The organism is Pseudomonas sp. NFACC10-1 (genome assembly GCF_900119195.1).
In the GTDB taxonomy this organism is placed as follows: Bacteria; Pseudomonadota; Gammaproteobacteria; order Pseudomonadales; family Pseudomonadaceae; genus Aquipseudomonas; species Aquipseudomonas cerasi.
This window is the reverse complement of record NZ_FPJB01000006.1, coordinates 342,779-368,629: the sequence shown is the minus strand read 5'-3', so window position 1 is coordinate 368,629 and position 25,851 is coordinate 342,779. Positions and strand designations below refer to the sequence as shown.

At 59.5% G+C, this 25,851-nt stretch carries 17 protein-coding genes and 3 pseudogenes; 4 read left to right on the top strand and 16 right to left on the bottom strand.

The features are described from left to right. The first annotated feature begins 212 nt into the window (after positions 1-212). The 4 genes and pseudogenes from BT119_RS18915 (at position 213) to BT119_RS18900 (ending at position 2,859) form a co-directional block, all read left to right on the top strand. The gene (locus BT119_RS18915) at positions 213-1,205 is read left to right on the top strand and encodes a SphA family protein (RefSeq protein WP_072366630.1); all 993 of its coding nucleotides are present in this window, start codon (positions 213-215) and stop codon (positions 1,203-1,205) included. Between the two features lie 50 nt (positions 1,206-1,255). Next, positions 1,256-1,471, top strand: a pseudogene (locus tag BT119_RS18910) (helix-turn-helix domain-containing protein); the annotation flags it as partial. 45 nt (positions 1,472-1,516) lie between these two features. After that, positions 1,517-1,741: a hypothetical protein gene (locus tag BT119_RS18905; RefSeq protein ID WP_054081409.1), complete on the top strand. Its 225-nt coding sequence runs from the start codon at positions 1,517-1,519 to the stop codon at positions 1,739-1,741. Beyond that, a complete protein-coding gene (locus tag BT119_RS18900) occupies positions 1,741-2,859 on the top strand; it encodes a metallophosphoesterase (RefSeq protein WP_003372883.1) in 1,119 nt (372 codons plus the stop codon). Before BT119_RS18905 ends, BT119_RS18900 begins: the two co-directional genes overlap by 1 nt. A 7-nt stretch (positions 2,860-2,866) precedes the next feature. Here BT119_RS18900 and BT119_RS18895 read toward each other — a convergent pair whose 3' ends face one another. The 16 genes and pseudogenes from BT119_RS18895 to BT119_RS18825 all read right to left on the bottom strand — a co-directional run bounded on the left by BT119_RS18895 (position 2,867) and on the right by BT119_RS18825 (position 25,771). Further along, the gene (locus tag BT119_RS18895; RefSeq protein ID WP_072366628.1) at positions 2,867-8,068 is read right to left on the bottom strand and encodes a DUF4011 domain-containing protein; all 5,202 of its coding nucleotides are present in this window, start codon (positions 8,066-8,068) and stop codon (positions 2,867-2,869) included. 306 nt (positions 8,069-8,374) lie between these two features. Continuing rightward, positions 8,375-9,979, bottom strand: a complete 1,605-nt coding sequence (locus tag BT119_RS18890) for a putative bifunctional diguanylate cyclase/phosphodiesterase (protein WP_072366626.1) — start codon at positions 9,977-9,979, stop codon at positions 8,375-8,377. A 273-nt stretch (positions 9,980-10,252) separates the two neighbouring features. Then, a pseudogene (locus BT119_RS27930) lies at positions 10,253-10,681 on the bottom strand (methyl-accepting chemotaxis protein); the annotation flags it as partial. A gap of 111 nt (positions 10,682-10,792) precedes the next feature. After that, positions 10,793-11,515, bottom strand: a pseudogene (locus tag BT119_RS27925) (PAS domain-containing protein); the annotation flags it as partial. A 196-nt stretch (positions 11,516-11,711) separates the two neighbouring features. Beyond that, entirely contained in the window at positions 11,712-12,362 is a 651-nt protein-coding gene (locus BT119_RS18880; protein WP_003433962.1) for an RraA family protein, read from the bottom strand. Further along, the gene (locus BT119_RS18875; RefSeq protein ID WP_003433964.1) at positions 12,353-13,132 is read right to left on the bottom strand and encodes an IucA/IucC family C-terminal-domain containing protein; all 780 of its coding nucleotides are present in this window, start codon (positions 13,130-13,132) and stop codon (positions 12,353-12,355) included. Before BT119_RS18875 ends, BT119_RS18880 begins: the two co-directional genes overlap by 10 nt. After that, positions 13,129-13,920 (bottom strand): ABC transporter ATP-binding protein, encoded by a 792-nt coding sequence (locus BT119_RS18870; RefSeq protein WP_003372869.1) that lies wholly within the window; start codon positions 13,918-13,920, stop codon positions 13,129-13,131. Before BT119_RS18870 ends, BT119_RS18875 begins: the two co-directional genes overlap by 4 nt. A gap of 10 nt (positions 13,921-13,930) precedes the next feature. Further along, positions 13,931-14,962 carry a FecCD family ABC transporter permease gene (locus BT119_RS18865; RefSeq protein ID WP_003433965.1) on the bottom strand — a complete coding sequence of 344 codons (1,032 nt, stop codon included), beginning with the start codon at positions 14,960-14,962 and terminating at the stop codon, positions 13,931-13,933. Then, entirely contained in the window at positions 14,955-15,944 is a 990-nt protein-coding gene (locus BT119_RS18860) for a FecCD family ABC transporter permease (protein WP_054081417.1), read from the bottom strand. Before BT119_RS18860 ends, BT119_RS18865 begins: the two co-directional genes overlap by 8 nt. Beyond that, positions 15,941-16,846: an ABC transporter substrate-binding protein gene (locus BT119_RS18855; RefSeq protein WP_054081418.1), complete on the bottom strand. Its 906-nt coding sequence runs from the start codon at positions 16,844-16,846 to the stop codon at positions 15,941-15,943. The genes BT119_RS18860 and BT119_RS18855 overlap by 4 nt, the downstream gene beginning before the upstream one ends. Beyond that, positions 16,836-18,719: an IucA/IucC family protein gene (locus BT119_RS18850; protein WP_003433969.1), complete on the bottom strand. Its 1,884-nt coding sequence runs from the start codon at positions 18,717-18,719 to the stop codon at positions 16,836-16,838. Before BT119_RS18850 ends, BT119_RS18855 begins: the two co-directional genes overlap by 11 nt. A gap of 3 nt (positions 18,720-18,722) precedes the next feature. Continuing rightward, positions 18,723-19,496, bottom strand: coding sequence for an HpcH/HpaI aldolase family protein (locus BT119_RS18845; RefSeq protein ID WP_003433971.1), 774 nt, complete (start codon positions 19,494-19,496; stop codon positions 18,723-18,725). After that, on the bottom strand, positions 19,496-21,361 hold the full coding sequence (locus BT119_RS18840; RefSeq protein WP_072366620.1) for an IucA/IucC family protein: 1,866 nt from the start codon (positions 21,359-21,361) through the stop codon (positions 19,496-19,498). Before BT119_RS18840 ends, BT119_RS18845 begins: the two co-directional genes overlap by 1 nt. Positions 21,362-21,382: 21 nt before the next feature. Continuing rightward, the gene (locus BT119_RS18835; RefSeq protein ID WP_072366618.1) at positions 21,383-22,789 is read right to left on the bottom strand and encodes a DHA2 family efflux MFS transporter permease subunit; all 1,407 of its coding nucleotides are present in this window, start codon (positions 22,787-22,789) and stop codon (positions 21,383-21,385) included. Further along, complete coding sequence (locus BT119_RS18830) at positions 22,786-23,994, bottom strand: type III PLP-dependent enzyme (protein WP_054081422.1); 1,209 nt, start codon at positions 23,992-23,994, stop codon at positions 22,786-22,788. The genes BT119_RS18835 and BT119_RS18830 overlap by 4 nt, the downstream gene beginning before the upstream one ends. Beyond that, the gene (locus BT119_RS18825; protein WP_044308133.1) at positions 23,987-25,771 is read right to left on the bottom strand and encodes an IucA/IucC family protein; all 1,785 of its coding nucleotides are present in this window, start codon (positions 25,769-25,771) and stop codon (positions 23,987-23,989) included. Before BT119_RS18825 ends, BT119_RS18830 begins: the two co-directional genes overlap by 8 nt. Positions 25,772-25,851: the final 80 nt, after the last annotated feature.

The window sequence follows — 25,851 nt, the reverse complement described above, 5'->3', positions numbered from 1 at the left end:
CCGCTGCTGCAGCGTCAATTGAGAGATGGCTTTTTGCGATTAAGATGCGTAATACATCCATACATATATTTATTTATGGGCACCCTCTCCGCCATCCTGGCGCTCTCAGTCAACTCTGGCCGCCCCACTCAAGTATTGCGATAACCCGGTGATTACAGTCGAGGTGCCAAGCGAAGCCTTCTGCTCACAACTCCAAAAATAGAGCCGCGCCGATGACACTGAAAATATCCTTGCCAGCCTGCCTGGTGCTTAGCTTCATGCCGTTCGTTGCCCACGCAGCAGATGGCCCTCCTCCGCCCTCGGTCAGCCAGCCCAGTGGTATCAATCTGGGCGGCACGAGCTTTTACGACGGTTTTGCCGGACCGCCTGGCCTGACGCATCAGACCTATCTGAAGTTCAGCACGGCAAGCAGCATCAGAACCAACGGCGGCAAAGACAACAGCGCCTTCGAAGACCCGAAGATCAATGTTGTCACGATGATCAATCAGTTGAGCTATTACTCGCCAGAGAGCATTGGTGGTGGTGCGCACCTGGGCTGGAGTCTGCTGGTGCCGGTGGTCTCTCTGGACGGTGACTTCGGTGACAACGGTGCCACACTCAAAGACAACGGCGCGGGGCTGGGCGACGTTACGGTCGGGCCTCAGGTGCAGTTCGACCCAATAATCAACGCCCACGGAAGGCCGGTTTTCGTCCAGCGTGTGGCTTTCGATACCATCGTGCCCACGGGCAAATACGACAAGCACAAAGACCTGAACCCTGGCTCTAATCATTTCTCGCTGAACCCCTACTGGGCGGCCACCTGGATGCCTGCGCCGCGCTGGGAAATGAGTTGGCGCCTCAACTACCTGTACAACTTCAAGAACGACGACCCGGCGAGCAGTTGGCAACAGTTTTTCGACGGACAGTCAGTGCGCAACACCCAATCCGGCCAGTCGGCGTGGGCCAACTTCACCGCGTCGTATGAAGTGTTCCCCAAGGTTTCCGTCGGCATCAACGGCTACTACTTCAGGCAGATATCGGATGATCAGGTCAATGGCAGCCGCTTGAGTGACTCCCGGGAAAAAGTACTCGGCATCGGACCTGGCCTGTTCTGGAAAATAAGCGAACCGCAGGCGTTCTGGCTGAACACCTACAAAGAAACCGGCGTCGAGAACCGCTCACGCGCAGATTACATGGTGCAGGTTCGTTACGTTCATACGTTCTGACCGATGTCTGTGTCCGCCCGTGCACGGTGGGCGGCCCCTTTGTAGAGGTAATGAGTGAATATATCTGGCAACGACGCCTGTCGCGTTGCGCCGAAGAGTTGCGCAGCAATGAGCATGCCCATCGTTCACTGACCGATATCGCCTATGCCTGGGGCTACGGCAGCAGTTCGCATTTCAGCAGGCAGTTCAAATCGACATTCGGTATGTCGCCCAGGCTGTTTCGAGAGATGGCTCGCGGCAGGGATAAGCCGTCGAGTGCCGCCTGACAGCTGCAATCAAGCGACGGTTTCAGACCGGTTTCGAGCCGTGCAATGCCGGCAAAAGCACGTCAGCTCGACAATCGGCGCGCGTTGCAAGAAACTTGGCAGCACGGTCTGCTCGTATCGGCATTCCGCCTCGGCACCATGACCTCCAGCATCCCTGCTCACCAATACGCTGCAACGGGCGGCGTTCGGCAGGACCAGATCGACCTCATTACTGCCCGTGCCGTTGACGCAGTTATCCACTTCATCGATATCGCCAACGGAGCACGTTAATGTTTCATGTCATGTTCAGCATGCCCTGCCTGTACGTCATCGCCCGATTCCTATGGCCGATGCCATGGGCGTTATCGGCGAAAATCGCCGTTGCGGTGCTGCTTGTCCTTGCCTCGCAATATCATCTGTATTGCCGGTTTTCCTCCGGCAGCGTGTTCTCGCCGGAATTTCCACGCTACATCGTGATGCTGTTCAACTGGGCGTTCGGCGCGATCCTGTTGCTTGCGGTACTGCAAATCATCGTCGACATCGGCACATTGCTGACGATGCTGGTGCGCCGGCAGACGCTGAGCATTCCGGCCAATCTGCGTTATTTCATCGGTATGGCTGCCTTGGTGCTGGCGGCCATCGGCGTCCAGCAGGCCGTGCGCGTGCCGCCAGTGAAAGACATCCAGATCGCGATTAAAAACCTGCCTCCGCAATTCGAGGGCTACAAGGTATTGCAACTGACGGACATGCACATCAGCCGCCTGTTCGATGCGCCCTGGACCCGGGCTGTGGTGCAGCAGTCCAATGCGCTGGGGGTTGACCTGATCGTCATCACCGGCGATCTCATCGACGGCTCGCTCAACGACCGGAAGCAGGATATCGAGGCGCTGCGCGATTTGCGTGCGCCGGATGGCGTGTACGTCATCCCCGGCAACCATGAGTACTTTTTCGATAACCAGGCGTGGATGCAGCACTTCGTCTCGCTGGGCATGATCCCTCTCGCCAACAGCCACACGCTGATCGAGCACGACGGTGCACGCATCGCTCTGGCCGGCGTCACCGATGTCACGGCGCCGAAAACCGGCTTCCCTGCGCCAGACCTGCAGAAAGCCATAGCAGGCATCGCGAAAGACACACCGATCATCCTGCTCGACCACCAACCCAGAAACGCCGAGGAAACAGCGACTCACGGCATAGCGCTGCAACTCTCCGGGCATACCCATGGCGGCATGATCTTCGGTCTACACCGGCTGCTGGCCCTGGCCAACGGCGGATTCGTATCCGGGCTTTATGATGTGGGCGGGATGCAACTGTACGTCAACAACGGCACCGCACTCTGGCCCGGGTTTGCCATTCGTCTTGGCAAACCTTCGGAATTGACCCGGATTACGCTTCGGCGGGCGCTTTAGCGTTCCATCAGTGGGGCGTTGGCTGTTCGTTTAGTGGGTCTGCTGTCTCCTTCCGGGATTGAGCCAAAAGATCGTTCAACGCTGCATTCAGCCTCTGCAATGCTCCCTCTTTGTCTACCCACCATTCCGTGGACCATAGCCGCACCAGATTCCAGCCGAGACCGCTGAGAATTGCTCCGCGGACCTTGTCCCGATCCCGAGCAGTGGCAGCGCTGTGATAGGTAGCACCATCGCATTCGACGCCAGCCAGATAGTCACCCGGACGATCGGGATGAACAATTCCCAGATCAATGCGGAAACGAGAGACTCCGATCTGCGGAATCACTTGCCACCCAAGACGCCTCAGGCCCTGAGCGACTGCCTCCTCGAACGGCGAGTCGTAACCACCGACCGAGCCTTGTACCGCCTCGGCCAAAGCTTTTGGTCCGCGCTGGGCAAACTCTATGAAATGCTTCAAGTCACGGACTGCGCGGGCATTGGTGCGGTTCAGGTCGATCATTGAAGGATCAAAGGATGAGAACACCAACATTTCTCGGCGAGACCGGGTGATCGCCACGTTAAGCCTGCGCCAGCCGCCGTCCTTGTTGAGGGGACCGAAGTTCATGGACATAACCTGCGCGCCGGGCTCGGTAGGACCGTAGCCTATCCCGAGCATAATCAGGTCGCGCTCATCGCCCTGGACTGTCTCCAGATTCTTGACGACAACCGGCTCGGTCTGTGTGTCCTGAAAAAACGGCTCGATCTGCGGGTACTGCTTGCGGGCATTGTCCAACAGATCATTGATCAGTTTTTGCTGATCGGAGTTGAGCGTGATAATACCGATCGAATGGCCAGCAGCCACGAACGCGGGATCGGTAAGGCGCCTGACTGTCTCGCTGACAATGGCTTCGGCTTCAGCCTGGTTGTAGCGCCCTTTGCCTTTTGCATAAACACCGTCAACCCTGCGCCACTCGACGGCACTCGCGCGAGTCTCTGCTGCCGGAAAGGTAATGAGATTACTGTCGTAGTAACGATGATTGGAGAAGGCAATCAGGCTTTCATGGCGACTCCGGTAGTGCCAGCTCAGACTGTGGCTCGGCACCCCTGCTCCCAGGCATTCGTCCAGAATGCTTTCCATGTCTTCCGCGGTATCGTCGTCGCTGGCATTCGGGCCACGGTTGAAAAAGTTCGTCGGCGGCATTTGACGCGGGTCACCCGCGATAACCACTTGCCTGCCGCGAGCTATCGAACCGATTGCGTCCCATGGAGCAATCTGCGAAGCCTCGTCGAAAATGACCAGATCGAAAGGCGGTTGATCGGCGGGCAGGAATTGCGCAATCGACAGCGGGCTCATCAGCATGCAAGGCGCCAGGCGATTCAGCGCGTCGCCCATTTCGACAGCCAGTTGCCTGACAGGTTTGTGCCGGCGAGACTTCTGCAATTCATGTTTGAGAATGGCAAAGCCGCTGCTCTTGGGTATGTCATTTTTGGAGGGGATCAAGCCACACAGTTTGGCCCGGATGTAACGCACCGTCAGTTTCGCCATTTCGTCGTCCAGACGAACGAAAGCCGCAATATCACTCATGTGCTCGGCAGCCACAAAATTCCGCAACAGAGGTTCGCCGTCTATACCCTGCGTAGCGAACCAATGGGCATAGGCCGTGATGAAGGTTTCCTCGCTTGCTGCAGGTGACAGACTCCCTGCCTCGAGCGCACGCGCCAGACTGGCTAACCCAGCCTCACCAGCCTGCTCGCGAACCCGGCACCAATCGCACCATGCCTTGAGCTGCTCTTCTTGTTGCTGGATTGAGAGCGAAGTAGCCCTCAACACGCCAACGCTCGGTTGTGTATCTGTACCGGCTGCAGATAATTCGGCAAACAGTCGAGCGGCGTCTTCATAGCGAGACAACGCCTGTTGCAAGGCTGATAACGCTACGCCGATTTGCCCGCCCGGCGCCAACATTTCGTTCGCCTCAACGACCAGTCGCGCGACGGCACCGTGTAGCGAAACGAGGTGGTCCGGTGATTGGGCCAGACCGCTTATCAGCCCGCGCAGACGTTCAGCCATTGAGGCTGCACGAAATATCTGTGACACGTCACTGGTCAGGCCCTGCCAGCCCGGGATCGATTGCAGGCTGCCGGCCAATGTATCCAGTTCGTTCAGTTGCGCGTGCAGGCGCTCGAAAATCGCCAGGTCGCCAAGCGTGTCCGGCAGGCCTGCTGCGCCACCTGAAGAGGCCAGCTTCTTCGCGACCTTTTTCTTGGCGAAAGTCGCCAGGAACCAGAACTTTCCTTCGGCATCTCGCCATTCGCTGCGCATCGCCTCAACGGGAATGCGACGGCAGGCTTCGTCCGCATAATCCAGCGACAGACCTTCCTCAAGCTCTCGATAGCTTTCGATTAACTGGCACGCGCGCCGGGCGGCTTCAATACGCGCGACGGCGTCGGGTGCAAAAGCGAATGAGAGGTTCAGTCCATAGGACTCCACGACCAGAGTCGCCAATTCGCCAAGGTGCTGAACCTGCGCCACTTCGGCTACAGGCAAGTCAAGGTGCGTCAGGACAAGAAGCCTTTCACTCGCCGCATTCAGCGCGTCAAGGGCCTGCGGCAGCTCACGTGCGGCATTCGCAATGTGTGCCTGCCAGGCGTTCGACCACTGAGTCTGCGCCAGAGCGCCGAATTTGCCTGACAAATTACGTGCGGCATCACCGTTCAGGCCTAACCGGCGCGACAGATCCAGCAACTGGCTGTACTCGGCAGCATCATGCTGCGTGTCTGATGGCCAGGTCAGCCTGGGTGTTTGAGGGCCATGATCACGAACCACACGACCAATCGCCTGATGCAGGGAGAGCCCGTTGCTCCAGCGTCGGTGCAGTACCGCGACCAGCTCGTTGAGTCGCGAACGCAGTGTCTGCAAACGAGTGGCTTCACGCTCCCATTCGTCGGCGCTCAATGCGTCGCTGACGTCCCAGGCGCGGTCCAGTTGTTTGAGTACTTCAACTTTAGAGGCCTTGCTTGAATGCAGTTCCAGGCAAAACTCGCCCAGCCCCTGTTCTGCCAGGCGACGGTAAACCACGTCCAGTGCCGCGCGCTTCTCTGCCACGAACAGTACGCGGCGGCCCAAGGCCAGATTGTGGGCAATCATGTTGGCAATGGTTTGCGACTTGCCGGTTCCCGGAGGCCCATCCATGACGAAACTATGAGTACCGGCAGATGCCACCACGGCAGATAACTGTGAAGAGTCGGCCGGCAACGGGGCGAAAAGCGTGGCGGGCGTTACTGACGAGTCCAGATGCTCTGGTCTGGGAAACTCGTCTGAGCCGGAGAAGCCCTCATCGCCCTCAGCGGGGTCCAGCAAATGCTTGACCAAAGGGCTTTGCAGCAGCTGTGCTGCGTTGGCATTCAGGTCTTTCCACATCAGGTATTTGGCAAATGAGAAGGTTCCCAACACAAGTTCGGTACTCACCTCGAAACCCGGCACGTCACGCACTGCTCGCCGCACCATGTTCCAGATACCCGTCACATCAATGCCACTTTCATCGCTGGGCAGTTCGCCGTCCAGTCCGGGAATTACCAACTCGAAGTCATGGCGCAGCAGTTCAAGCAGCGTCAGATTGAAACGTGGTTCCTCATCAAGCAGGCTTAGCGTTACCCCGGACAAGGCACTTTTACGTTCAAGTTTTACTGGCAGCAAGATCAGGGGCGCGGAGTAAGTTTTCGGGTCGTCGGCACTCTTCTTCCATTTGAGAAAGCCGATGGCCAGAAACAGTGTGTTTGCACCGCCCTCTTCCAGATCGCTACGCGCCTTTCGGAACAGATCAATCAGGGTGGCTTCAAGTTTGACGTTTTCCAGCCCGGCGAGCACTTCACCACGAGCAAGAGCCTGACGAGCAACTTCGTCGACCAGGTTTTCATTATTCTGCTGTTCGTACAGCGCCACATCCCGGCCACTGCTTTTCAGGTCAGGCATCGGCAGCACGCGAATTCGCTGACCACTGGAGAGAAGGTCTTCAACCGCTGCCGGATCGGGGCACAACAGGCGTACGCCTTTTGCGCTGTCCGGGAGGTGCAGGAGACGGTTGCGGGTCGTCAGATCGAGGAGTTTGCGTTGCCACAGCGTCAGTTTGCCGGCAGGACCTTCGCTGTCGGTATTTATTTCGACATCGAACCCCGGGAGTGCCGGCGCCTCCTCCAGTCCTTCAATAGTGGGCGGAGCATCGGCTGTCGCATCAGATCCTTCTGTTACTGATATGAGCGCCATCGGACGAATCTTCTGCATCCGGGCACGGTGCAAATCGATGGCCATGATGAACTGCTCATCATCGAGTTGCCGCTCGGCAGCTGCAATGGCCTGGGAGAACCCCGGCGCAGGTGTCTGGGTAGAAAGGGTGGTTTCGAAGACCACCATTTCCTTCAGATCCAGGCGTTTACGTACTGCCGACGCCTCATCGGTCAAGAATTGGGAAAACTCTTGAGGCTGCAACCATACGCCTGCAAATGCATGTCCCTTGGTCATGATCAGCAGAGCATTCAAGCCCGCCTGCTCCAACGCCGCAGCAAACAGCAATGCAGTGTCCAGACAGGTCGCCACGCCGTTTTCCAGAACCACACTCGGAGGCCTGACTTTTTGGCCCTGCTGCTCAAAACTGGCCGGAGGTAATGCATAGCTCAACTGAAAGCTGCACACTCCTGACCAAATGGCAGAGGCAAGCTCCCAGGTTCGCGTACGCGACTTGCTTTCATAGCCGTCAATGCCATCTTTCTTGCCTGCGCGCCGTAATACCTGTGAAGCTGCCTTGAGTACGCGATCTACCGCGGGATCATTGGGCATGCAGAAAGCTGCAAGCAACTCCGGCATTGCGCTCAAGCCGCCCCATTCTGTTCGCGCCAGGAGTTCTATAGGGAAGCGCTGCTCGACGAGCACGTTGTCGCCCTGGGACAAGCGCATCACCACGTCTGCGCTGAGGCTTTCAGTCAGCCCGGCCAAATAACCCGCATTAAGCTTGATATCGCGCTCGGAGATGTTGAGGCGATCACCTGCATGGATGCGATCTATATGCCAAGTCCGGCTTTCTACGAAATCGGGGTCGGTGCTTAAACTCAGGGTCAGGTTTTCAAAACCGGTTTCTTCCTGGTTCCAGATACTTAGTTCACGTACCAGCGGTACGGCGTTCTGGTGAGAGGCGAAACCGATCTTCCGGGCGATCAGCGCCTCAATCTCGATGTTCATTCACGGGCTCCTGAAGCTGCGAGCGCTTGCCTCATAGAGGCAGCCAAAATGCGCATATACTCCATGAGTCATCGACAATAAGGAATGCTTATATGTGAATGGAACGCCTTATTCGCAGCAGCACCTCACGTTGACGCGATCGGCGCCAATCCCGATCACAGTTCCAAGAGGGTGCCGCAGCTCGCTGTACTGGCAGAAAGCCGCAGGGTTTATTGAGCGCCAAGCACTAGAGAACTCTCATCGTCTCTGGTGAATCCAAAGTTCCGCATTGAAGTTCGAGAGCGCCTGACTTGAAGCACATCCCCCTTATTTTCCAGGAACCGCCAACGCCCTGACCGGCCCTTTAGTCTCACTCATTGTCAGCAGCTCTGTTACCTGAGCCAACGGTAAGGGCCGTCCGAACAGGTAACCTTGGGCAAAGTCGCACTCATGAGTGGCAAGCCAGTCAGCCAGTCGCTCGTGCTCAACACCCTCGGCGGTGATTTTCATCCGCAGGCTTTTCCCCAGAGCGAGGATGGCCTTGACCATCTCGTTCTGGTTCTCGAGCGTCGTGTCGAAGAACGATCTGTCGATCTTGATCTTATCGATGGCAAGTTTGGTCAGGTGGTAAAGCCCTGAATAGCCGGTCCCGAAATCGTCCAGGGCGACGCTCACGCCCATCGCGCGCAGACGTTCGAGATTCAGGCGGGCACTGTCGACATTGGCGACGAGAGCGTTTTCCGTCACTTCCACTTCAAGCCGACTCAGCGGGAATTTTCCTTCGCTGGCCAACTGTTCCAGCCAGTCCGGAAAGTCGGGACTTTCGATCATCAGTGAGGTGACATTGATTGCCAGCGTGAAGTCGCTTGGCCAAGCGCGTGCCTGATCGAAGGCCTGAAGCAAAAGGGTCGCGGTGAGTGGCTTGATCAGCCCCAACTGTTCTGCCACGGGTATGAAGTCAAGCGGCAGAATGATTCCACGCTCCGGATGCAGCCATCGCGCCAACAGTTCGAACCCGGACAGGCGCTGCTCGGGAAGGCTGACAATGGGCTGATAGAACGGTTGAATATCCTTCTCTTCGATAGCCAGGGTGAGTTCCCGCGCGAACTGCTCCTGCAGGCGCTGCTCGCGCTCGAAGCTGACTTCATAGAAATGAAATGTGGCTCGGCCACCGGTCTTGCCGCGGTACATGGCGCTGTCAGCACGTTGCAGCAAGAGGTCGGCGTCTGAGCCGTCCATTGGCGCAATGGCAATGCCGAGGGTTGCACTCAGGACCACACGCGGCAGGCCAACGCTGGATGCCGCGATTTTGGCCAGAATGTTTTCAGCGAGCGGCCCCAGTTCGGCATGGCTGAAGTCACCGCTGACCGCCAGGCCAAACTCGTCGCCACCCAGTCGCGCAACGGAAGCCTGCCACCCGACAGTGGCGTCGCGCAGGCTTTCGGCAACGGCGCAGATCGCCGCGTCTCCCGCCGCATGCCCGTGGGTATCGTTGATGAGCTTGAATTTATCCAGGTCGATCAGAAAAACCGCAGTGTGTGTCGCTGGCTGCCGTAAGCGTGCAACCAGTTGCTCGTGAAACACACGCCGATTGAGCAAGCCGGACAAAGGATCGTGGCGGGCCAGAGATTCGCTGAGCGCCTGTGACTCGAGCAAATCGTTGTAGCTGCTATGGAGCCGTTGCATCAGGCGTTTCAGAAGAATGAACGGTATAACCATCGATAACACTGCAAAGCCTGTCGAGGTCAATACAAAACGCCAACGCTCGGCGTTTTCGAAGTCCTGGTCGTAGGGTAAGCCCATTGCGACCATGGCGACGGATTCAAGTTCGAATTCCCACGCGATGGCCAACAGGAAAATAGAGAACACGTAAAACCACAACAAGGTGTAAAGGTACTTACGAACCATGTGTGGGCTGCGCAGGAAAGTCATAATAACGATGCTCGAAATGACGGCGGGTGCAACGGTTATAAGCAGGGTATCGGTAGCCGGCTATCAGTCTTGAGGCAGTAGCACAGTGATTCCGATAGTGGGCGCCTTGCGCGAGTGCTGTCCCATCGATTTAATAAAACACACTCATTTAAAACTTTTATACGCAGGTGGCTCTGCACAGATCAGTACACTTCCTTTCCTGTTTAACTGCGCAGTGAGTGACTCAGGGCAGCACACCTTTAGTGTCCCCTGAGTCGACCCGACTGTTCACACTTAACTGGAGCGCTGGTCCACAAACCGGCTGACTGCCCGCACTACCGTGTTGGCACCTTGCTGGATTTCCTGGATCACACGGTCTGCGTCGTTGGCCAATACCAGCGCCTCGGAAGCCTGTTCGGTGCTGCGCACAATGACGCCTACTGCGTCTGAAGCCAGGCTTTGGTTGGTCTTCACGACGTTTACGATTTCTTCCGCGGCTTTTGTCGTGCGGGAGGCCAGCTGGCGCACCTCATCGGCCACTACGGCGAACCCCCTGCCCTGTTCGCCAGCCCTGGCGGCTTCAATCGCTGCGTTCAGCGCGAGCAAGTTGGTTTGTTCGGCAATACCGCTGATGGTTTTAATGATTGTCCCAATCACCTGACTTTGCGAATCCAGTGCTTCGATACCTCGTGTAGCCTCTGCCATCGAAATGGTCAGCTGGCCGAGCATATGCAGCGTGTCCTTGATGACTTTTCGGCCTTGCTGCGCGCTGCTGTCAGTATCGATAGATGTTTGATAAGCCATTTCCGATGCTTCGGCGACGGCTTTCTCGCGCTCGACCTGTTCAGTGATGACCGTCGCGAACTTGGCAATTTTATAGAGTTTGCCGTTGGCGTCGGTAATCGGGTTATAAGACGCCTCCAGCCATACATCACGACCACCTTTGTCAACTCGACGAAAACGATCGACGATAAACTCACCTCGGCGCAGTCTTTCCCAGAACTGGGTATACGCGTCAGAAGCGGATTCTTCAGGCAGGCAGAAAATCTTGTGATGTTTGCCCTTTATCTGATTGAGTTCGTAACCCATCGCCTTCAGAAAGTTGTCATTGGCGCCTATGACAATGCCATCGAGGGTGAAATCGATAACGGCGGTGGAGCGCTGCAGTGCGTTGACCAGGGCCTCGTTCTCACGCGAGGCTTCAATGGTTCGCGTCAGAACACTCGAGTACAGGGTGATCTGCTCGACGCCGCCGGTTTCATTTTTATAAGGAACGACAATGGTTCTCAGCCACACCCTCGATCCGGCCTTGCTGACTAGGCGCAACGTGCCGCTGAAATGCTTGCCGTCGCGAATCGCGGTCAACGCGCGTTTCTGGTGAACGTCACCGCTCAGTTCCGGCGGGCTCAGTTCAGACAGGTTGCGTCCGACAAGCTCTGCTTGGGCGTAGCTCATCTCCGTCTCGAACAACGCGTTGACGGTCTGTACCTTGCCCGTGCCATCCAGAACGACGGCGACTGTCTCCAGATTGAGGATTTGCCCTGCTTGCTCAAGCATGGCGAGGCGGCGCTCCAATGCCTTATTGGTATTTTTCAAATGCGAATTGAACATTGCGGCTATCCGGGACAGTTTGGGTTTGCAATCTGCATCGGTCATCGAACCGCAATCTTGAGCAGTGCCGGCGAACTTAATACGTAAATGGCCTGCCTATTGTCTGATTGTCGATATTAGGATCCAAATATTAAACATATTGTCATTGCCGACTTCTGATTTCCGGCTGCTGCCCCTTAAGTCTGTCGAGCAACTCCGCCCGTCTTTTTCTGTCCGCACTCTCCTTGCCAAGCAACTCGGGTAACAGTTCGTTCGCCTGTTGCGGACTCAGGATAAACACCCCGTCATCATCCCCGACTGCGATATCCCCCGGCTTTACATCCACGCCGCCTACATTGATCAGCCCATTGAGCTCGCCGCTTTCCCCGAGACTGCGCGTCGTCATTGCGCTGACTCCCCGGCTGAACACGGGCAGACGATGTTCGCGCAAGGCGGCGACGTCGGTAACCGTACCCGAGATGATGACGCCGGCAAGCCCCTTGATGAGCGCGGCCAGGGTGCGCAGTTCGCCCCAGCAGGCACAATGCTCGTCGCCGACGCATTCAATCACCAGCACATCCCCGGGCAGGCTGTTCAGCAAAGCGTCGCGCAGGATGCTGCCGTCGGGCAGCTGCAGTTTGACCGTGACAACGTTGCCGACCAGTCTGGCACCCTCGAACAGCGGTCTGATCCCACGCAGGTAACCCACGTCGGTCAGATGGCCAATGGTTGACGCGGCAACATCACGGTATTGCTCTATGACCGCGTCGCTGAGCTGTTGCTGGCGGTGGGCGATCTGCTTGTTCATCGACATTTTTTGGGCCTCAGTAACGGGCAGGTCGAGCAATACTCGACAGGGTTGCTGGCGTCATAATAGAAGCAGCAGGTACGCCGAAAACGGACGCTTTTGCCTTCGCCTTCGAGCACAATCGGTGGACGGCGGAAGTGTTTGAGCGGGTTGTAGGTCAGGCCGAACAGCGCCGGATCGGCCTGATGCAGCAGCCAGTCGAAATCGGCTTCACAGCGCTGCCGGATCACCAGGTCTTCAACCGTGTCCATGCGCTTGTCGTACAGCGAATAGACACGTACTGCGGTGTTTTCCCACAAAATGCGTCGGGAAATGCCAGTGACACGGTTGAAGGTTTCCCACAGCGGCTGAAGCAGGTCGCGGAACAGGGTGGCGACGAGCACATCACGCCACGCCTCACGAGCCCCCGGTGCGTAACCCACAGGCGTTGTATCGAGCAAGGGCATTGAAGAGGTCCAAAGGCCGTTATCGTGCGCGTATTCAACCACGCTATTGTCCAGCGACAGGGCCAGGCCCTTGTCGTAGACCGACATCGCGTACAGACAGGCACCGGTGCTGAGGAAGGAAAAGCGCTTGGCCAGCAATGACGCGGTGATTGCCTGGGTCGGAGAACCGATCACCGGCCCCAGCACGCCGAGCAATTGCTCGCAGACGGCGTCGTCCAGCAGCGCTCGGGCCGGGAGTGAGCGCGGATCGTGTTCACCTGCCGGCCTGAGCCGCAGCGCCCCGGACAGCAACGCCCACTCGGACTCGCTGAACGCCTGCGCCAGACTCATTGCGGCAGTTCCCGGCCAAAGGGAATGCACAGCGGCGTACCAAAGAATGGATCGGCGATGATCCGGCAGTTGAGGCCGAAGACCTGCTTGACCAGCGCCTCGCTGAGGATGTCCGCCGGACGTCCCTGGGCAAAGGCGCTGCGTTCGTGGACAGCGACCATGTGATCGGCGTAACGGCAGGCCAGATTCAGGTCATGCAGGACCATCACGATGGTCTTGCCCTCTTGCCGATTCAGGTCGCGCAAGAGGTCCAGCACTTCGATCTGATGAGCCAGATCGAGAAAGGTCGTCGGTTCGTCCAGCAATACAATGTCGGTATCCTGCGCCAGGGTCATGGCGATCCATGCGCGCTGACGCTGACCACCTGACAGGGCATCGACAGGTCTGTCGGCCAGTTCCTGCATGCCGGTCTGCGCCAGAGCCCGTGCGACCATGGCTTCATCCTCGGCGGACCATTGCTGCATCCAGTTCTGATAGGGATAACGCCCCAACGCCACCAATTGCCGTACGCTGATGCCTTCCGGTGCGCTGGGCATCTGCGGCAGAATCGCCAGTTCACGCGCGACAGTCGCAGTGGACTTCTGGTGAATGTCGGCACCGTTGAGTACGACGGTGCCTTGCTGGGGTTTGAGCAGGCGCGCCAGGGATTTGAGCAAGGTGCTTTTGCCGCAACCGTTACTGCCGATCAGCACGGTCACCTGGCCTGCGGGTAGCTGCAGATCAAGGCTGTCGATGATCACCTGCCGCTGGTAACTCAGGGTCAGGTCGTGGGTTGCGATTGACGCCATCCGTAATTCCTTAATGCCGCTGGTTGATCAATAGGTACAGAAAAAACGGTGTGCCCAGCACCGCGACAAAAATCCCTGCGGGCAGATCCAGCGGCAGGAACAGCGTGCGTCCGGCCAGATCGGCAAGCATCACCAGATTGGCACCGATCAGCGCCGCCATCAGCGCCTGACCGACGAACCCCGGCGGCATCAGGCGTTTGGCGATATGAGGCGCTATCAGCCCGACAAAGGCAATCGCCCCGCCCCAGGCGACCGCCAGGCCGGCCAGCGCCACGCTCACCAGCAGCAAACCGGCACGCAACCATTGCACGCGCACGCCGATGCCCTGGGCCAGCGCGTCATCCAGTTGCTGCATGCGCACCTGACGGGCGAGCAGCGCCAGCAGCGGCAACGTCAACAATAGCCAGCCGGCCAGCGCGCGGGGCTCCGGCCAACTGGCACCATACACGCTACCGGTCAGCCAGACATAAGCCGACAAGGTGGTGGTCAACGGGCTGAACACCAGAATGAACGTGGTGACCGCAGCCAGCAAAGCCGACACCCCTACCCCGATCAACACCATACGCAAGGGTGAAGCGCCCTGATTCCAGGCCAGCAGATAAATGACCAGCGCCGCGAGGCCTGCGCCGGAGATCGCCGCCAGGGGCAGAAACTGCGCGCCCAGTGCAGCCGAGAAGAATGACAGGTACAACACGGCGGCGGCGCTGGCACCGCTGGTGATGCCTAACAGATCCGGTGAGGCCAGCGGGTTGCGAATGATGCTTTGCAGGATCAGCCCGGACACCGCCAGGGCCGCACCGACCAGTGCGGCCAGTGCGAGCCGGGGCATGCGCAGTTGTTCAACGATGAACACCAGGCTGGCGTCCGCCTGGCCGGTAAAAACACTCAGCAGGGTCGTGGGCGACAGGTTGATCTTGCCCACCGCCAGCGAGATCAAGGCAACCAGCAGCGTCAGCGCCAGACCCGTAAGCAAACGCGTCAACACTGTCAGGCTGAACTGCCGGGAAAAGCTCCGGTAGCGCACGGTGACATGCTTATCCATAGCGCGCCCCCCGCCGAACCAGCGCAATGAAAAACGGCGCACCAAACAGCGCAGTCATTACACCCACCGGCACTTCCTGAGGGACAATCACCACTCGTGCCAGGGTGTCGGCCAGCAACAACAGCGTCGCGCCCAGCAACGCACAGCCGGGCAGCAGCCAGCGATGGTCGATGGACAGCGTCTTGCGCACCATGTGCGGCACCAGCAGACCGATGAAGCCGATACTGCCCGCCAGCGCCACGGCGCTGCCTGCCAGGGCAATGATCACCACGCTCATCATCAGGCGAATCAGCCCCGTACGCTGTCCCAAAGCCGTCGCGATGGATTCCCCGGTGTTGAGCACATTGACCTGCCCAGCCAGCACCAGTGCGCCGACAAGCCCCATGACCACGCAGAAGAGCAGCGGCGCAGCAGTGCTCAGTTCGCGCTCCGACAAGGAGCCAGCCAACCAGAACAGCACGGTATCCAGACCGTCCTGATTGACCACCAGCAAGGCCTGACTGAATGCGGTAAACAAGGCAGTGATCGCTGCGCCAGCCAATACGATGCGCAATGGATTGAGGCTGCCCTGCCCCCGGTTGCCGATGACCCAGACGATCGTGCCCGCCACCGCAGCGCCGATGAACGCGCACCACAGCCATTGGCTCATGGACGACAGTGAAAGCAGCGACGAACAGGCGATGATGGCAAACGTCGCGCCGGCATTGATGCCGAACAGGCCAGGCGATGCCAGCGGATTGCGCGTCAGCGCCTGCATCAGCGCCCCGGCAACCGCCAGACTAGAGCCCACTGCGACGGCCATCAGGGTGCGTGTCAGCCGTGTGTCGAGCAGCACGTGCTCGATAGCGCTCAGCGCATCGGGCTGCCAGGCACTTCGCACAATGGCAGCGGGCGATATCCAGGTGGCCCCGGTGGCCAGACTCAGCCCCATGCACGCTACCAGTACCAACAGCCCCAGGCCCAGTTTTACCGCAGCCGTCATGAGGCGCTATCCGCCAGCGCCACGCGAGCGATTTCATCAAGCATGCGGTTGGCGCCCAGAATGCCGCCGGACAGACTCCAGGCGACGGCATCGACGCGCCATACCTGAACGTCGCGTACTGCCCGCAACTGTTGCCAGAACGGGTTCTGTACCAGCTTGTCGTAAGTGTGTTGCGCGGCGGTGCTGTCCGCGCGCTGAAAGACGAAGAACAGGTCCGCATCGACCACAGGCAAACTCTCTTTACTGCTGAGTTTAAGGGACACGCCCGTGGCTTGGCGGGCCGCGGGCGTCCAGGCAAAGCCCAGTTCACTGAGCACCGAGCCAGCAAAGCTGGCCGGCAGATAGCTACGGATATGGTCTTCGCGAATGTCGAGCACCGACACGGTGATTGGCCAGCGTCCGGTGAACTTCGCCTGCAACTGGCCACGCAGCGCTGCCACACGCTGTTGCCATTGCCCGAGCAGCGCGATGGCCAGTTGTTGACGCTGCAGGGCCGCACCCATCATCGCCAGGGTGCGCTTGAATTCGAACACCTCTTCAAGCATCAGTACCGTACTGATCTGTTCCAGCAACGGTGCAATGCGCTGATGACGAAAGCGTGAGGCGACGATCAGGTCCGGCTTGAGCAGCACGATATCTTCAAGGCTCGGCTGGGTTTCCAGACCCACATGCGGTACCGCCGCCAGCGCCGGGCGCAGGTAGCGATACATCGGTTTTTCGCTCCACGAATCCACCACGCCGCAAGGCGTCACGCCCAGAGCCACGGCAGTATCGGACGCCCCCTGAAACAGGGTGACAACGCGTAGCGGCGCTGCCCGGGCAATGCCAGGCAGCGCCAGTAACCCCAGCGAAAGGCGCAACACTGTGCGCCGCGAAGGATGCAGGGTTCGGTCAGGTTGCACGGCGTAACCTGTGGAACGGGTTGACCACTTCGCCCTTGCCGAACGGCATGCTGCCCGGACCGCCCGCGCGCTCGATCATGGGTGTCAGCAGAAGTTTCTGCGGCCAGTTGGGGGCTTCGAACAGTTGTTGCCTGATCATGCCACGCGCCTCGTCGTCAAATTCGATGGTTGTGATCAGATTATCCAGAACATCACGCAATACGGTCCACAGCGCTGTGACAGGCACGTCATACACCTGCGCCAGCGTATCCATGATTGCCCGCACGTTTACCTGAATACCCAGTGTCTGCAGCCAGAACAGCAAGTCCTCGGGACGGTCATGATAAAGCGTATTGGCATGACCTTTCTTGATGCGATACTCCGGGTCGTGCATGCCGTTGCGCTCCAGCCAGGGCACGAAAATACGCAACGAGTCGTGGTCACGCAACAACAGCCCTTGCGCCTGTCCGGCTTTCCAGACCATGACCGCGTTCTGGCCATGCACTTCGCCGAGCATCCCCAGGCGGAACATGCGCAGGTTGATGTCGAAGAAACTGTGGCTCAACTCGCGAAACAGTGTCAGTACCGAAGCCTGATTGCGCGGCAGGTCGCGATAGTCCATCCACTCGTCGAAGAAATGCCGATTGCTCCCCGGTAGCGGTGTGCCCAGTGCCGCCATGGGCAGCAGGCGGCACTCCGGATCATCGAGCAAGGCGGCCGGATAGCCGCGCACCATCGCCGAAAGATGCCGAGGCCCTTCGTCGAACAACGTGGCTTGCGGCGGCATGAATGCCCACCATTTGCGCTCGTCGCACAAGTGCAGCGAACGGCCCAGGGTTTGATCCTTGTCGACCACCTGGCGCAGCAGTTTTTCGCTCAGCCCGCCGTTGATCATTTTGACCGCTGGCAGGTAACGCGAAGCGCCGAGCGAATAAATTGCCATGGGCAGCTTCAGGTAGTCAGCGCTGTTGAAGCACGGTGTCATCGAACGCAGCGACGAAGTGGCGTGGACCTGCGCCTGATTGAAGTCAAGCCGCTGGCAATCGCCCTTGGCGAACGCATCGCCCAGCTGGGCCTGCAGAACATGCTCGAACTGCCACGGGTGAACCGGCAGCGCAACATGGCTGCCGGCAATGCCACGCGTCTGCATCTCCTGGTCAAGCTCCGCTTGCAGGTGCTCGGGCAGCAGATAGCGGGCCGGAAACGATGCGTTCAAGTCCTCTACGCCGTCGCCGCATTGCAGCAAGGTCTTGTCGACCGCCACCCAGTTCAGCGCTACCGGCCGGGCGAACTCGGCCTGATAGTGTAAGTATTCCTGTTCATTCAAGCCTTGTTTGGCCTTGGCCAGCGGGTGATACGGGCGATCACGCAGCGACGCCCACTGCTCCATGGTCCTGAAGAACGTTGCGCCGTCCTGAGCCATCAGGTTCTGCTCGTCGACTTTGTGGTCCAGCGACAGCGCGGTCTGCCAGACACTGATACGCAATACCTCGAGAAACAGCGCGATACCCTTTTCGTTGTCCTGGCGCTCGCTGTCCTGAAGCAGCGTTGCCTTGCCGGCGAACACCCACTTCATGAAGTCTTCCGGCGACAACTGCGTCCAGCGCTCGTCCTGTCGCCCCAGTACCGGCGTACCGGGTACTTTTTCCCATTGCTGGGTAATACCGGCGCGCAACGCGATGCTGATAAAGCGCTGCTCCGAATCATCGCAGCACCATTCCCAGATTTGCTGCGCACTGCCCTGCTCCACCAGTTGCGGAGCCTGTGGATGGCGCAGTTGCCATTGGCTGCTGTCCTGCAGGCGCAATGGCTCGCGACCAAAGAAATCTTCAGCCAGCAGGCAATCGACCAAATCCTGCATGACCAGGTCAGCGGCGAGTGAAGTGAAGTTCATGGTTTATTTTCCTTCTGCTGAATGTTGAGCCAGGCGGGCCTGAAGCGCGCGAAAGGCAATGCCGCGCTCATCCCCGAGGACAAAGGTGTTGACCCCGCGAGCCTGCCAGCGGGCAGCGTCACCGGGTTGACGAGGGATCGCGCAATAAGCGATGCCCGCCGCGTCGGCGGCTTGCCAGGTTGCAAGCAGCGCGTTTTGTACATCTGGTTGATCGATCTGCCAGGGCATGCCCAGTGACTGCGACAGGTCTGCCGCGCCTTCAAGAATCATGTCCAGCCCCGGCACGCTGGCGATCTCGGCGGCACGTCGCACGCCTTCGGCGCTTTCGATCATCGCCACCACCATGATCTGTTGATTGGCGGCCTCCACGTACTGCGCCAGGCTGTGCTTGCCGAAAGAGCCGGGACGTCCGGCATTGAGGCTGCGACGACCCAGCGGGTAGTACTTGCAGGCGGCAATCGCATCTGCCAATTGCTCAGGGCTCTCGATCATCGGCAAGACGATGCCCTGCGCGCCGCCATCGAGCAGGCGCAGCAGGGTTTTCGGGTTGAGATCGGCGACCCGCACCAATGGTGTAAGGCCGTAGCTCTCTGCCACACGGATCATGTTTTCCACGGTTTCCGGGTTGATCAGGACGTGCTCCATGTCGATGATCACGAAGTCGAACCCGGCTTCAGCGATCAACTCGATGGCGGCCGGGGCCGGAATCGAACTGATCACCCCGTGTGCCGGCTGTCCGTCCGCAACTCTGCTTTTGAGCGCATTGGTCCTCAGCATCATTGCGGCCTGTAGGTATGCAGTGGGTTAGGTACCGAGCGGAAGCGGCGCTCGCCATCTCCCAACAGGCGGCGCTTGGTCAGCTCTTCGACTTCGTACGAGGGCGCAAACACGTCAAACAGCCCGAAACGGTCGCGGTGCTGCGGGTGAGCCTGCTGATAGTCAAGAATGACGTCGGCGGTCATCTGCCAGAACAGTGCTTCGTCCAGCTGGTATTGCTGGCGCAGGAAAATCGCCATTTCGGCCAGGCAGATGAAGAAGAAACAATCGCAGGAAAAGTCGCGCACCGCGTTGACGTCGTCGGTAATGATGAACGAGTTGCGGTTGAGCTTTGCGTGGCTGGCGGGCAGCGGCACTAGCTCCGGGCACAGTTCGGGACGCCCGAGGTGCTCAGGTGAATAACGCACGCCGTCATGGAAGTCCTTGAGGGCGATGCGCTGCGGCCAGCCCTGCTTGACGATCAGCACGATGTTCTGGCCGTGGGACTCCATGCCGATGCCTTCGGCATAGAGCATGTGAATGATCGGCGGCACCGTGACCTGCAGCAGTTGCCGGGTCCATTCCTTGAGCCCGTACTGGCTGACCCATGCGTCTATGAAAGGCGTCTGCTGGCCATCACCGTAACGATTTTCCACATGGCTGAGGCCGTTGAATGGCACCGCCTGCTCGTCGTCCCGGAGGTATTGATGCAGGCTTTCCCGCCAAATCGCACCCAGCGTGCCGTAGGTCTGCGCCGAACGTGATTCCGGCAGATGGCGGTAATCGAAACTCACCCCCGCCACCTCACCGAGAATCACGAAATCCAGCGCGCGAGCGGTGCTGTCGGTTGCGATCAACTGGTGCAGCCAATCGGTGATGATCGGGCCGTTCAACACCGTGTGACGCGCCAGAATCCGCGTGCTGGAGGTATTAGTCATGCTCATCGCCAGCTTGACGTATGGGCGCTGTGGCTGACTGGCGTTGGCCAGCGTGCGAATCGACTGCTGAGCCTTGTAGCGATCGGTCGAGGTGCCCAGATAAATCAGCTCGCCGCTGGCCAGTTCCGGGTAGAAAGTCGACACCGTGACGTTGTCCCACTGCCACGGATGCACCGGCATCAGTTGATAGTCGTCGATGGACTTGCCCTGCGCAGCCAGTTCTCGAGTTATTTCCTGCCAGCGTTGTGTACCCAGCTCCTGACGGATGAACGCCTGAAAATCCATGCTCCGCGAGTGGCCGACCGAGGCGCTGGACTTCGCCACGGCCAGCCAGACCACCGCGAAAGGCGTGGCAAATTCTGGCCCGTAGTGGCGGTTGTCAGCCAGGGAAAAGCCGATCCGCGACTTGTAGCACGGGTGATAGCTGTGGGCATCCATGAAGTGCTGCTCCAGCGCATCGACATCCAGCTGATGCGCAGGCCTGGCGGACTGATACCCCTGATTACGGGCCTGCAGGTCCTTGAGCTGGGTCTGTTCGATTTCCTGGATGAAGCGCGTCAGGTGCGGGCTGTCCTTGAACGGGCTCAGCAGCTCGGTCAACGCCAGATGCAGATCCGGCACGCTGCGTTCGCCGGTACTGTCCACCCGCTCAAGCGTGGCGTGATCGAGGCGGATCAGCTCGAAGCTGGTGCTCAGCAGACCGTCGCAGTGGTATTCCACACCGCCACTGACGGCCACGGCAAAACGATGCCGATGATCATCCAGCGGCTCACAGCGGTAAGGCAGCGCCGCCTCGTACAGCAGGGTTTGCAGCAACTGGCCGATCACGCGGCGTTGCACTTGCTGATAGCGCTCGGCGCTGACGTGGGCCAGCCAGGCACCCGTACCCGTCGTTGTATTTGTCGTTGTCGAAGCGGCGTTACGTTGCAGCGGTAAAGGGGTAGCCATGTTCATACCTCGAACGAAAAATTATCGGGATTCGACCGCGTCGGGCTGGGCCTCGGCGCGCTCGTCGTTAAGGGGGAAACGCCAGGCACAGGGCAGTGCCAGCAGGATCAGCAGGCCGGTGGCGATGAACACTTCACTGATGGCCGAGGGCGTGGCGGCCGGTCCCGCGGTGTTGAAGCGGAACTCCAGCCACAGCGACGCAATGACGATGGCCAGCGACGCGACCAGACGGCGGGAAATGTTGTTCATCGCGGCGCCCTGAGTGACCATCGGCTCGGGCAAGGCATTGAGCCCCGCCGTGGTCACCGGCATGTAGGAGAGCCCGAGACCGGCGCCACGAATCATCATCAGCACGAACACCACGCCGATTGCGGCATCGGCCTTGAGTATGCCCAGCGCCAGGGTCGAAACGCCGGTCAACAGCAGGCCGACGGCGACGACGGTGCGCGGGCCATGGCGGTCCAGTGCCTTGCCGCCCCACTGCCCGAACAGGCTCGCGAAGCTGGCGGTACACAGCAGCGCCAGGCCGGTCCAGATCGGGTTGTAGCCCAGCACGCTCTGCACCAGCAGCGGCAACAGCACCAGACACTCGAACATGCCGACCGATTGCACCACGGCGATGATCACGCTCAGACGATAACCGCGCAGGTTGAACAGGCGCAGATTCAGCAGCGGTGCCTGGCGACTCAACTCGACGCGGACGAACGCCAGCAGACAAGCCACCGCGACCAGCACCATGGCCTGATTGACTGGGTCGAGCAGCGCCTGAGCATGGTGCATGCGGCTGATGGCGATCATCAGCAAGCCAATGCCCGACGCCACCAGCAGGTAGCCGATCAGGTCGAACGGCTTGCGCTCGGCAGGCTCGGAGTCCGGCAGCACGCCGACGCCCAGCAACAGTGCCAGCAGACCAATGGGCACATTCATCAGGAACAGTGAGCGCCAGCTGAACCACTCCAGCATCAGGCTGCCACACAGCGGACCAAGCGCCGGTGCGAGCATTACTGCTGCGCTCCAGAGCCCGGTCACCCTGCCCCGTTCGTGCTTTTCATACACCGAGAAGATGATCGCCAGCGACAACGGGATCATCAGCCCGCTGGCAATGCCCTGTACCACCCGTGCGGTGATCACCAGTGCGATGGAGTCGGCCAGCGCGCCCAACAGCGAACCGCCGATGAACAGCGCCACACCCCACAGATACAGGCGTTTGCGTCCGATGCGCTGACTGAGGAAGCTGGTCAGCGGCATGGTCATGCCCATGCTGGTCATGAACCCGGCGACAATCCAGGTGGCCAGCAGAGGGCCGATCCTGAACGCATCCATAAAGGTCGGCAGCGCCGGGTTAAGCGAACTGTTGCTCAGGCTGACCGTCAGCGTACCGAGCAGCACGTTGAACACCACCCAGCGGCGTGGGACGTTGAAACTCATTGGCGAACCCGTTCACCGTTGCGCACGAAGTGCTGTGACGGTCGTGGATGGCAGAGAAAGTCGGCGTGGGAGATGTTGTAGCCATAGGCTCCCGCCAGCGGCAGGACCAACAGGTCACCAATGTTCACACCTTTGAGTGGCTGGCGACGGCTCAGCACATCCTTGGGCGTGCACAGCTGCCCGACAATGGTGTAAGCCTGCTCTGACGACTCAGTGCTCTGCGGTGCATTCGGCAGGTGGATCACCGGATGGTCATGGCTTTGCGCGACCGGCAGGCGAAACTGGTGAGTACCGCCTCGACAGACCAGAAAATGCTCGCCGTGGCTGGTTTTGCTGTCCAGCACCTCAATGGCGTAATAGCCGCAATAGGCACTGATGAAGCGTCCCGGCTCGAAGCGCAGGATCGGCGCGTCGTGCTGCTCGCCCAGGCGTTTTTCCAGATAACGGCACAGCCGCTGCCAGTCGAACTGCTGACTGTTGAGGTAATCGACGCCAATACCGCCGCCGACGTTGAAATGGGTGAGTTGGCTCGGATCGCGGGCCAGAGCCTTCCATTCCTGCCAGCGCTGCAGGTAGAAATCGAGCAGTTGCTCATGACGTTCAACCGACATCTGATGCGACATGGCGTGTACGTGGAAGCCCTTGAGCGTCAGGTGACTGGCGTTGTCCACGCGTCTGACCGCCTCGGCCAGATCAGCTTCGTCAATCCCGAACGGTGTCGCGGTCCCGGCCATCGCCAGCCTGCTCGATTGCGCAGCGGGCAGTTGCGGGTTGATGCGCAGGAACACCGGCTGCACGCGCCCCGCTTGTTCTGCCAACTGTTGCAGACGCGCGATTTCGTTGAGGCTCTCCAGGTGGATGGCTTCAACCTTGTTCAGCAACGCCGAACGCAGATCGGAATCAAGTTTGCCTGGGCCCGAGAACACGTAGGGCTTGCGTGTCGGACAGGCCATCACCCGCTCGATCTCGCCCCCAGAGGAAATTTCAAAGCCACTGACCAGCGGGGCCAGGGTTTCCAGCATCAGCGCTTCGCTGTTGGCCTTGATCGCGTAATACAGCTCGACACCGGCGGGCAGCGCCGCCATGACTTCACTGACATGCTGCTGCAGCGCGTCCAGATCGTAGACAAAGGCCGCCAGCGGATCGGCTTCCAGCGCCCGAGCCTCCTTGATGGCCGCCAGTACGGTTTCCGGCACCTTATGCATAACGTGCCTCCGTGGCCCACGGCGACGCAAGACGCACATAGTTGGCTTCGCGGTCGGCCTTGGCGGCGAGCCGGACCTTGAGGTTGGTTTTGCAGGCAATCGACTGGCCTGCGATCAGCGCGTCCAGCTCGGGCGCAGGCAGCACCAGTTCGTCACGGATACGCTGCAATTGCCGCTCGACGCGCTGCCACATCAGTGGTGCCAGGTGCGGACGCTCCCAGCTCAAGGCCAGCACGGCTTCGGACAGGTTGTTGATCAGCAGGCAATAGGTAATGCGGTTCCAGCCCTGTTCGCGGCTGTAGAGCAGCGACTGGCGAATTCTCGGGTGCAACCCCACCTGAATCGCCTTGATGCCCAGCTCTTCGGTCAGCTTGACGCCTTCAAAGTCGCGCAACAGCAGCTGTTGCGGGCGTCCGTTGTCGTGAATCAGCACCGCATTCTGCAAGTGCGGCTCCATCACGATGCCGTGATTGAAGAACAACGCCATGACCGGGTTCAGCAGCAAGGCCTGGTACTCATCGAACCAGTCCAGCAGATGCTGGTCCTCAAGCTCCCCGCCATTGAAACGCTGGAGGAAGTCGTGCACCAGTGGGCGTGAACGCAGATCACGAGCGAACAGTGTGCCCGCCATCACGCTGCTGTCGGCGCCGGAGCGGCGGCAGAAGTTTTCCCGCAGAATGGCGCCGGTCTGCTCGCGGAACCAGTGACCGTCAGCCTCGCTCGCACCTTTGGGCGCCCAGCTCATCGAACCGGGTTCGGCGACTGTGGACAGCCCACCGAGGGTTTCCGGACGAGTCTGCTGCAGGCGCTGAAACAGTTCGTCGATGATCAGCGTGCTCTCCAGTTCATACCATGCGTTTTTCCTCACACAGTTGGTGATGCGCACATTCAGCGAACCCTTGATGAAGTAGTCGTGCCCCTCGATGTACCAAGTGCGCATCGACGCCGTCGGGCTGGCCAGCAGCCCACTGGCACCCAGGTCCGAGATATCCCCCAGCTCAAGCAGCCTTTGCACGCGGCGGTCCTGCATGAACAGTTGCGCCTGTACCGGATGCATGCAGATCAGCGCATGCCCGGGCCGGGCCCGCGATTGGTCCGCGAAGCCTGACATCACCTCGGCTTCGCTCAAGCCATTGGAGGTGATTCGTAGCCCTTCCAGCGGCACTTCGAACAGATGCAGCGCGGTCTGCGCCTGAAACTCCGGGGCGTAGGTCTCCTGCGCCAGATGCTCAGGCCACAGGCGTGCCTTGGGTGCCGGATGGTTGGGGTGGCCGAACCACAAACCCTGCTCACTGGCCAGATAGCCGCTGAGCGGTGCCGGATGCTGACCGGTCATGTTGTGCGCAACGATGGCAGCAGTCAGGTGCTGGCTTTGCAGGACCTGATCCAGCAGTTCGTCATTGCTGGCACGGGTCATGTGCTCACAGGCGGTCAGCAGTTGCCGGGCGAATTCGGCGAACGCCAGGCAGCGCCAGGTGCCCTGCCCCTGACGAGCGTAGACATCGGAAAGGTAGCGATGGCTGCCCAGGTGGTCGCGGCGGTCCACCAGAACAAAGAACTGCTGCTGATTGGGCAGGCTGATGGTGAGCGGAATGCCCTTCCATTGCCCGCCATCGACGAAACTGCCTGGCGCTATGCCTTGCATGCCTTCAGGCCAGGTGTAATGCAGGCACTCTTCCGGCAGTGCGAATTCCTTGATCAGGCAATTGAGTAACGCGCGAGTGGTTGCCAACTCGCTCACCATGTTTGATAAGACGGTGCGATCGGTATTAGTCATGTCTGCTCCACAGTCGCCTTTACGCTGACCGTTCAAATGACGTCGCAACAAACGTTGATTTATCGCTTGCGGCACAACAA

What these genes read in the sequence shown, in the direction of transcription:
- BT119_RS18915 (WP_072366630.1), top strand. Translation starts at nt 213, where the DNA reads ATGACACTGAAAATATCCTTGCCAGCCTGCCTGGTGCTTAGCTTCATG.
- BT119_RS18905 (WP_054081409.1), top strand. Translation starts at nt 1,517, where the DNA reads ATGCCGGCAAAAGCACGTCAGCTCGACAATCGGCGCGCGTTGCAAGAA.
- BT119_RS18900 (WP_003372883.1), top strand. Translation starts at nt 1,741, where the DNA reads ATGTTTCATGTCATGTTCAGCATGCCCTGCCTGTACGTCATCGCCCGA.
- BT119_RS18895 (WP_072366628.1), bottom strand. Translation starts at nt 8,068, where the DNA reads ATGAACATCGAGATTGAGGCGCTGATCGCCCGGAAGATCGGTTTCGCC.
- BT119_RS18890 (WP_072366626.1), bottom strand. Translation starts at nt 9,979, where the DNA reads ATGACTTTCCTGCGCAGCCCACACATGGTTCGTAAGTACCTTTACACC.
- BT119_RS18880 (WP_003433962.1), bottom strand. Translation starts at nt 12,362, where the DNA reads ATGTCGATGAACAAGCAGATCGCCCACCGCCAGCAACAGCTCAGCGAC.
- BT119_RS18875 (WP_003433964.1), bottom strand. Translation starts at nt 13,132, where the DNA reads ATGAGTCTGGCGCAGGCGTTCAGCGAGTCCGAGTGGGCGTTGCTGTCC.
- BT119_RS18870 (WP_003372869.1), bottom strand. Translation starts at nt 13,920, where the DNA reads ATGGCGTCAATCGCAACCCACGACCTGACCCTGAGTTACCAGCGGCAG.
- BT119_RS18865 (WP_003433965.1), bottom strand. Translation starts at nt 14,962, where the DNA reads ATGGATAAGCATGTCACCGTGCGCTACCGGAGCTTTTCCCGGCAGTTC.
- BT119_RS18860 (WP_054081417.1), bottom strand. Translation starts at nt 15,944, where the DNA reads ATGACGGCTGCGGTAAAACTGGGCCTGGGGCTGTTGGTACTGGTAGCG.
- BT119_RS18850 (WP_003433969.1), bottom strand. Translation starts at nt 18,719, where the DNA reads ATGAACTTCACTTCACTCGCCGCTGACCTGGTCATGCAGGATTTGGTC.
- BT119_RS18845 (WP_003433971.1), bottom strand. Translation starts at nt 19,496, where the DNA reads ATGCTGAGGACCAATGCGCTCAAAAGCAGAGTTGCGGACGGACAGCCG.
- BT119_RS18840 (WP_072366620.1), bottom strand. Translation starts at nt 21,361, where the DNA reads ATGGCTACCCCTTTACCGCTGCAACGTAACGCCGCTTCGACAACGACA.
- BT119_RS18835 (WP_072366618.1), bottom strand. Translation starts at nt 22,789, where the DNA reads ATGAGTTTCAACGTCCCACGCCGCTGGGTGGTGTTCAACGTGCTGCTC.
- BT119_RS18830 (WP_054081422.1), bottom strand. Translation starts at nt 23,994, where the DNA reads ATGCATAAGGTGCCGGAAACCGTACTGGCGGCCATCAAGGAGGCTCGG.
- BT119_RS18825 (WP_044308133.1), bottom strand. Translation starts at nt 25,771, where the DNA reads ATGACTAATACCGATCGCACCGTCTTATCAAACATGGTGAGCGAGTTG.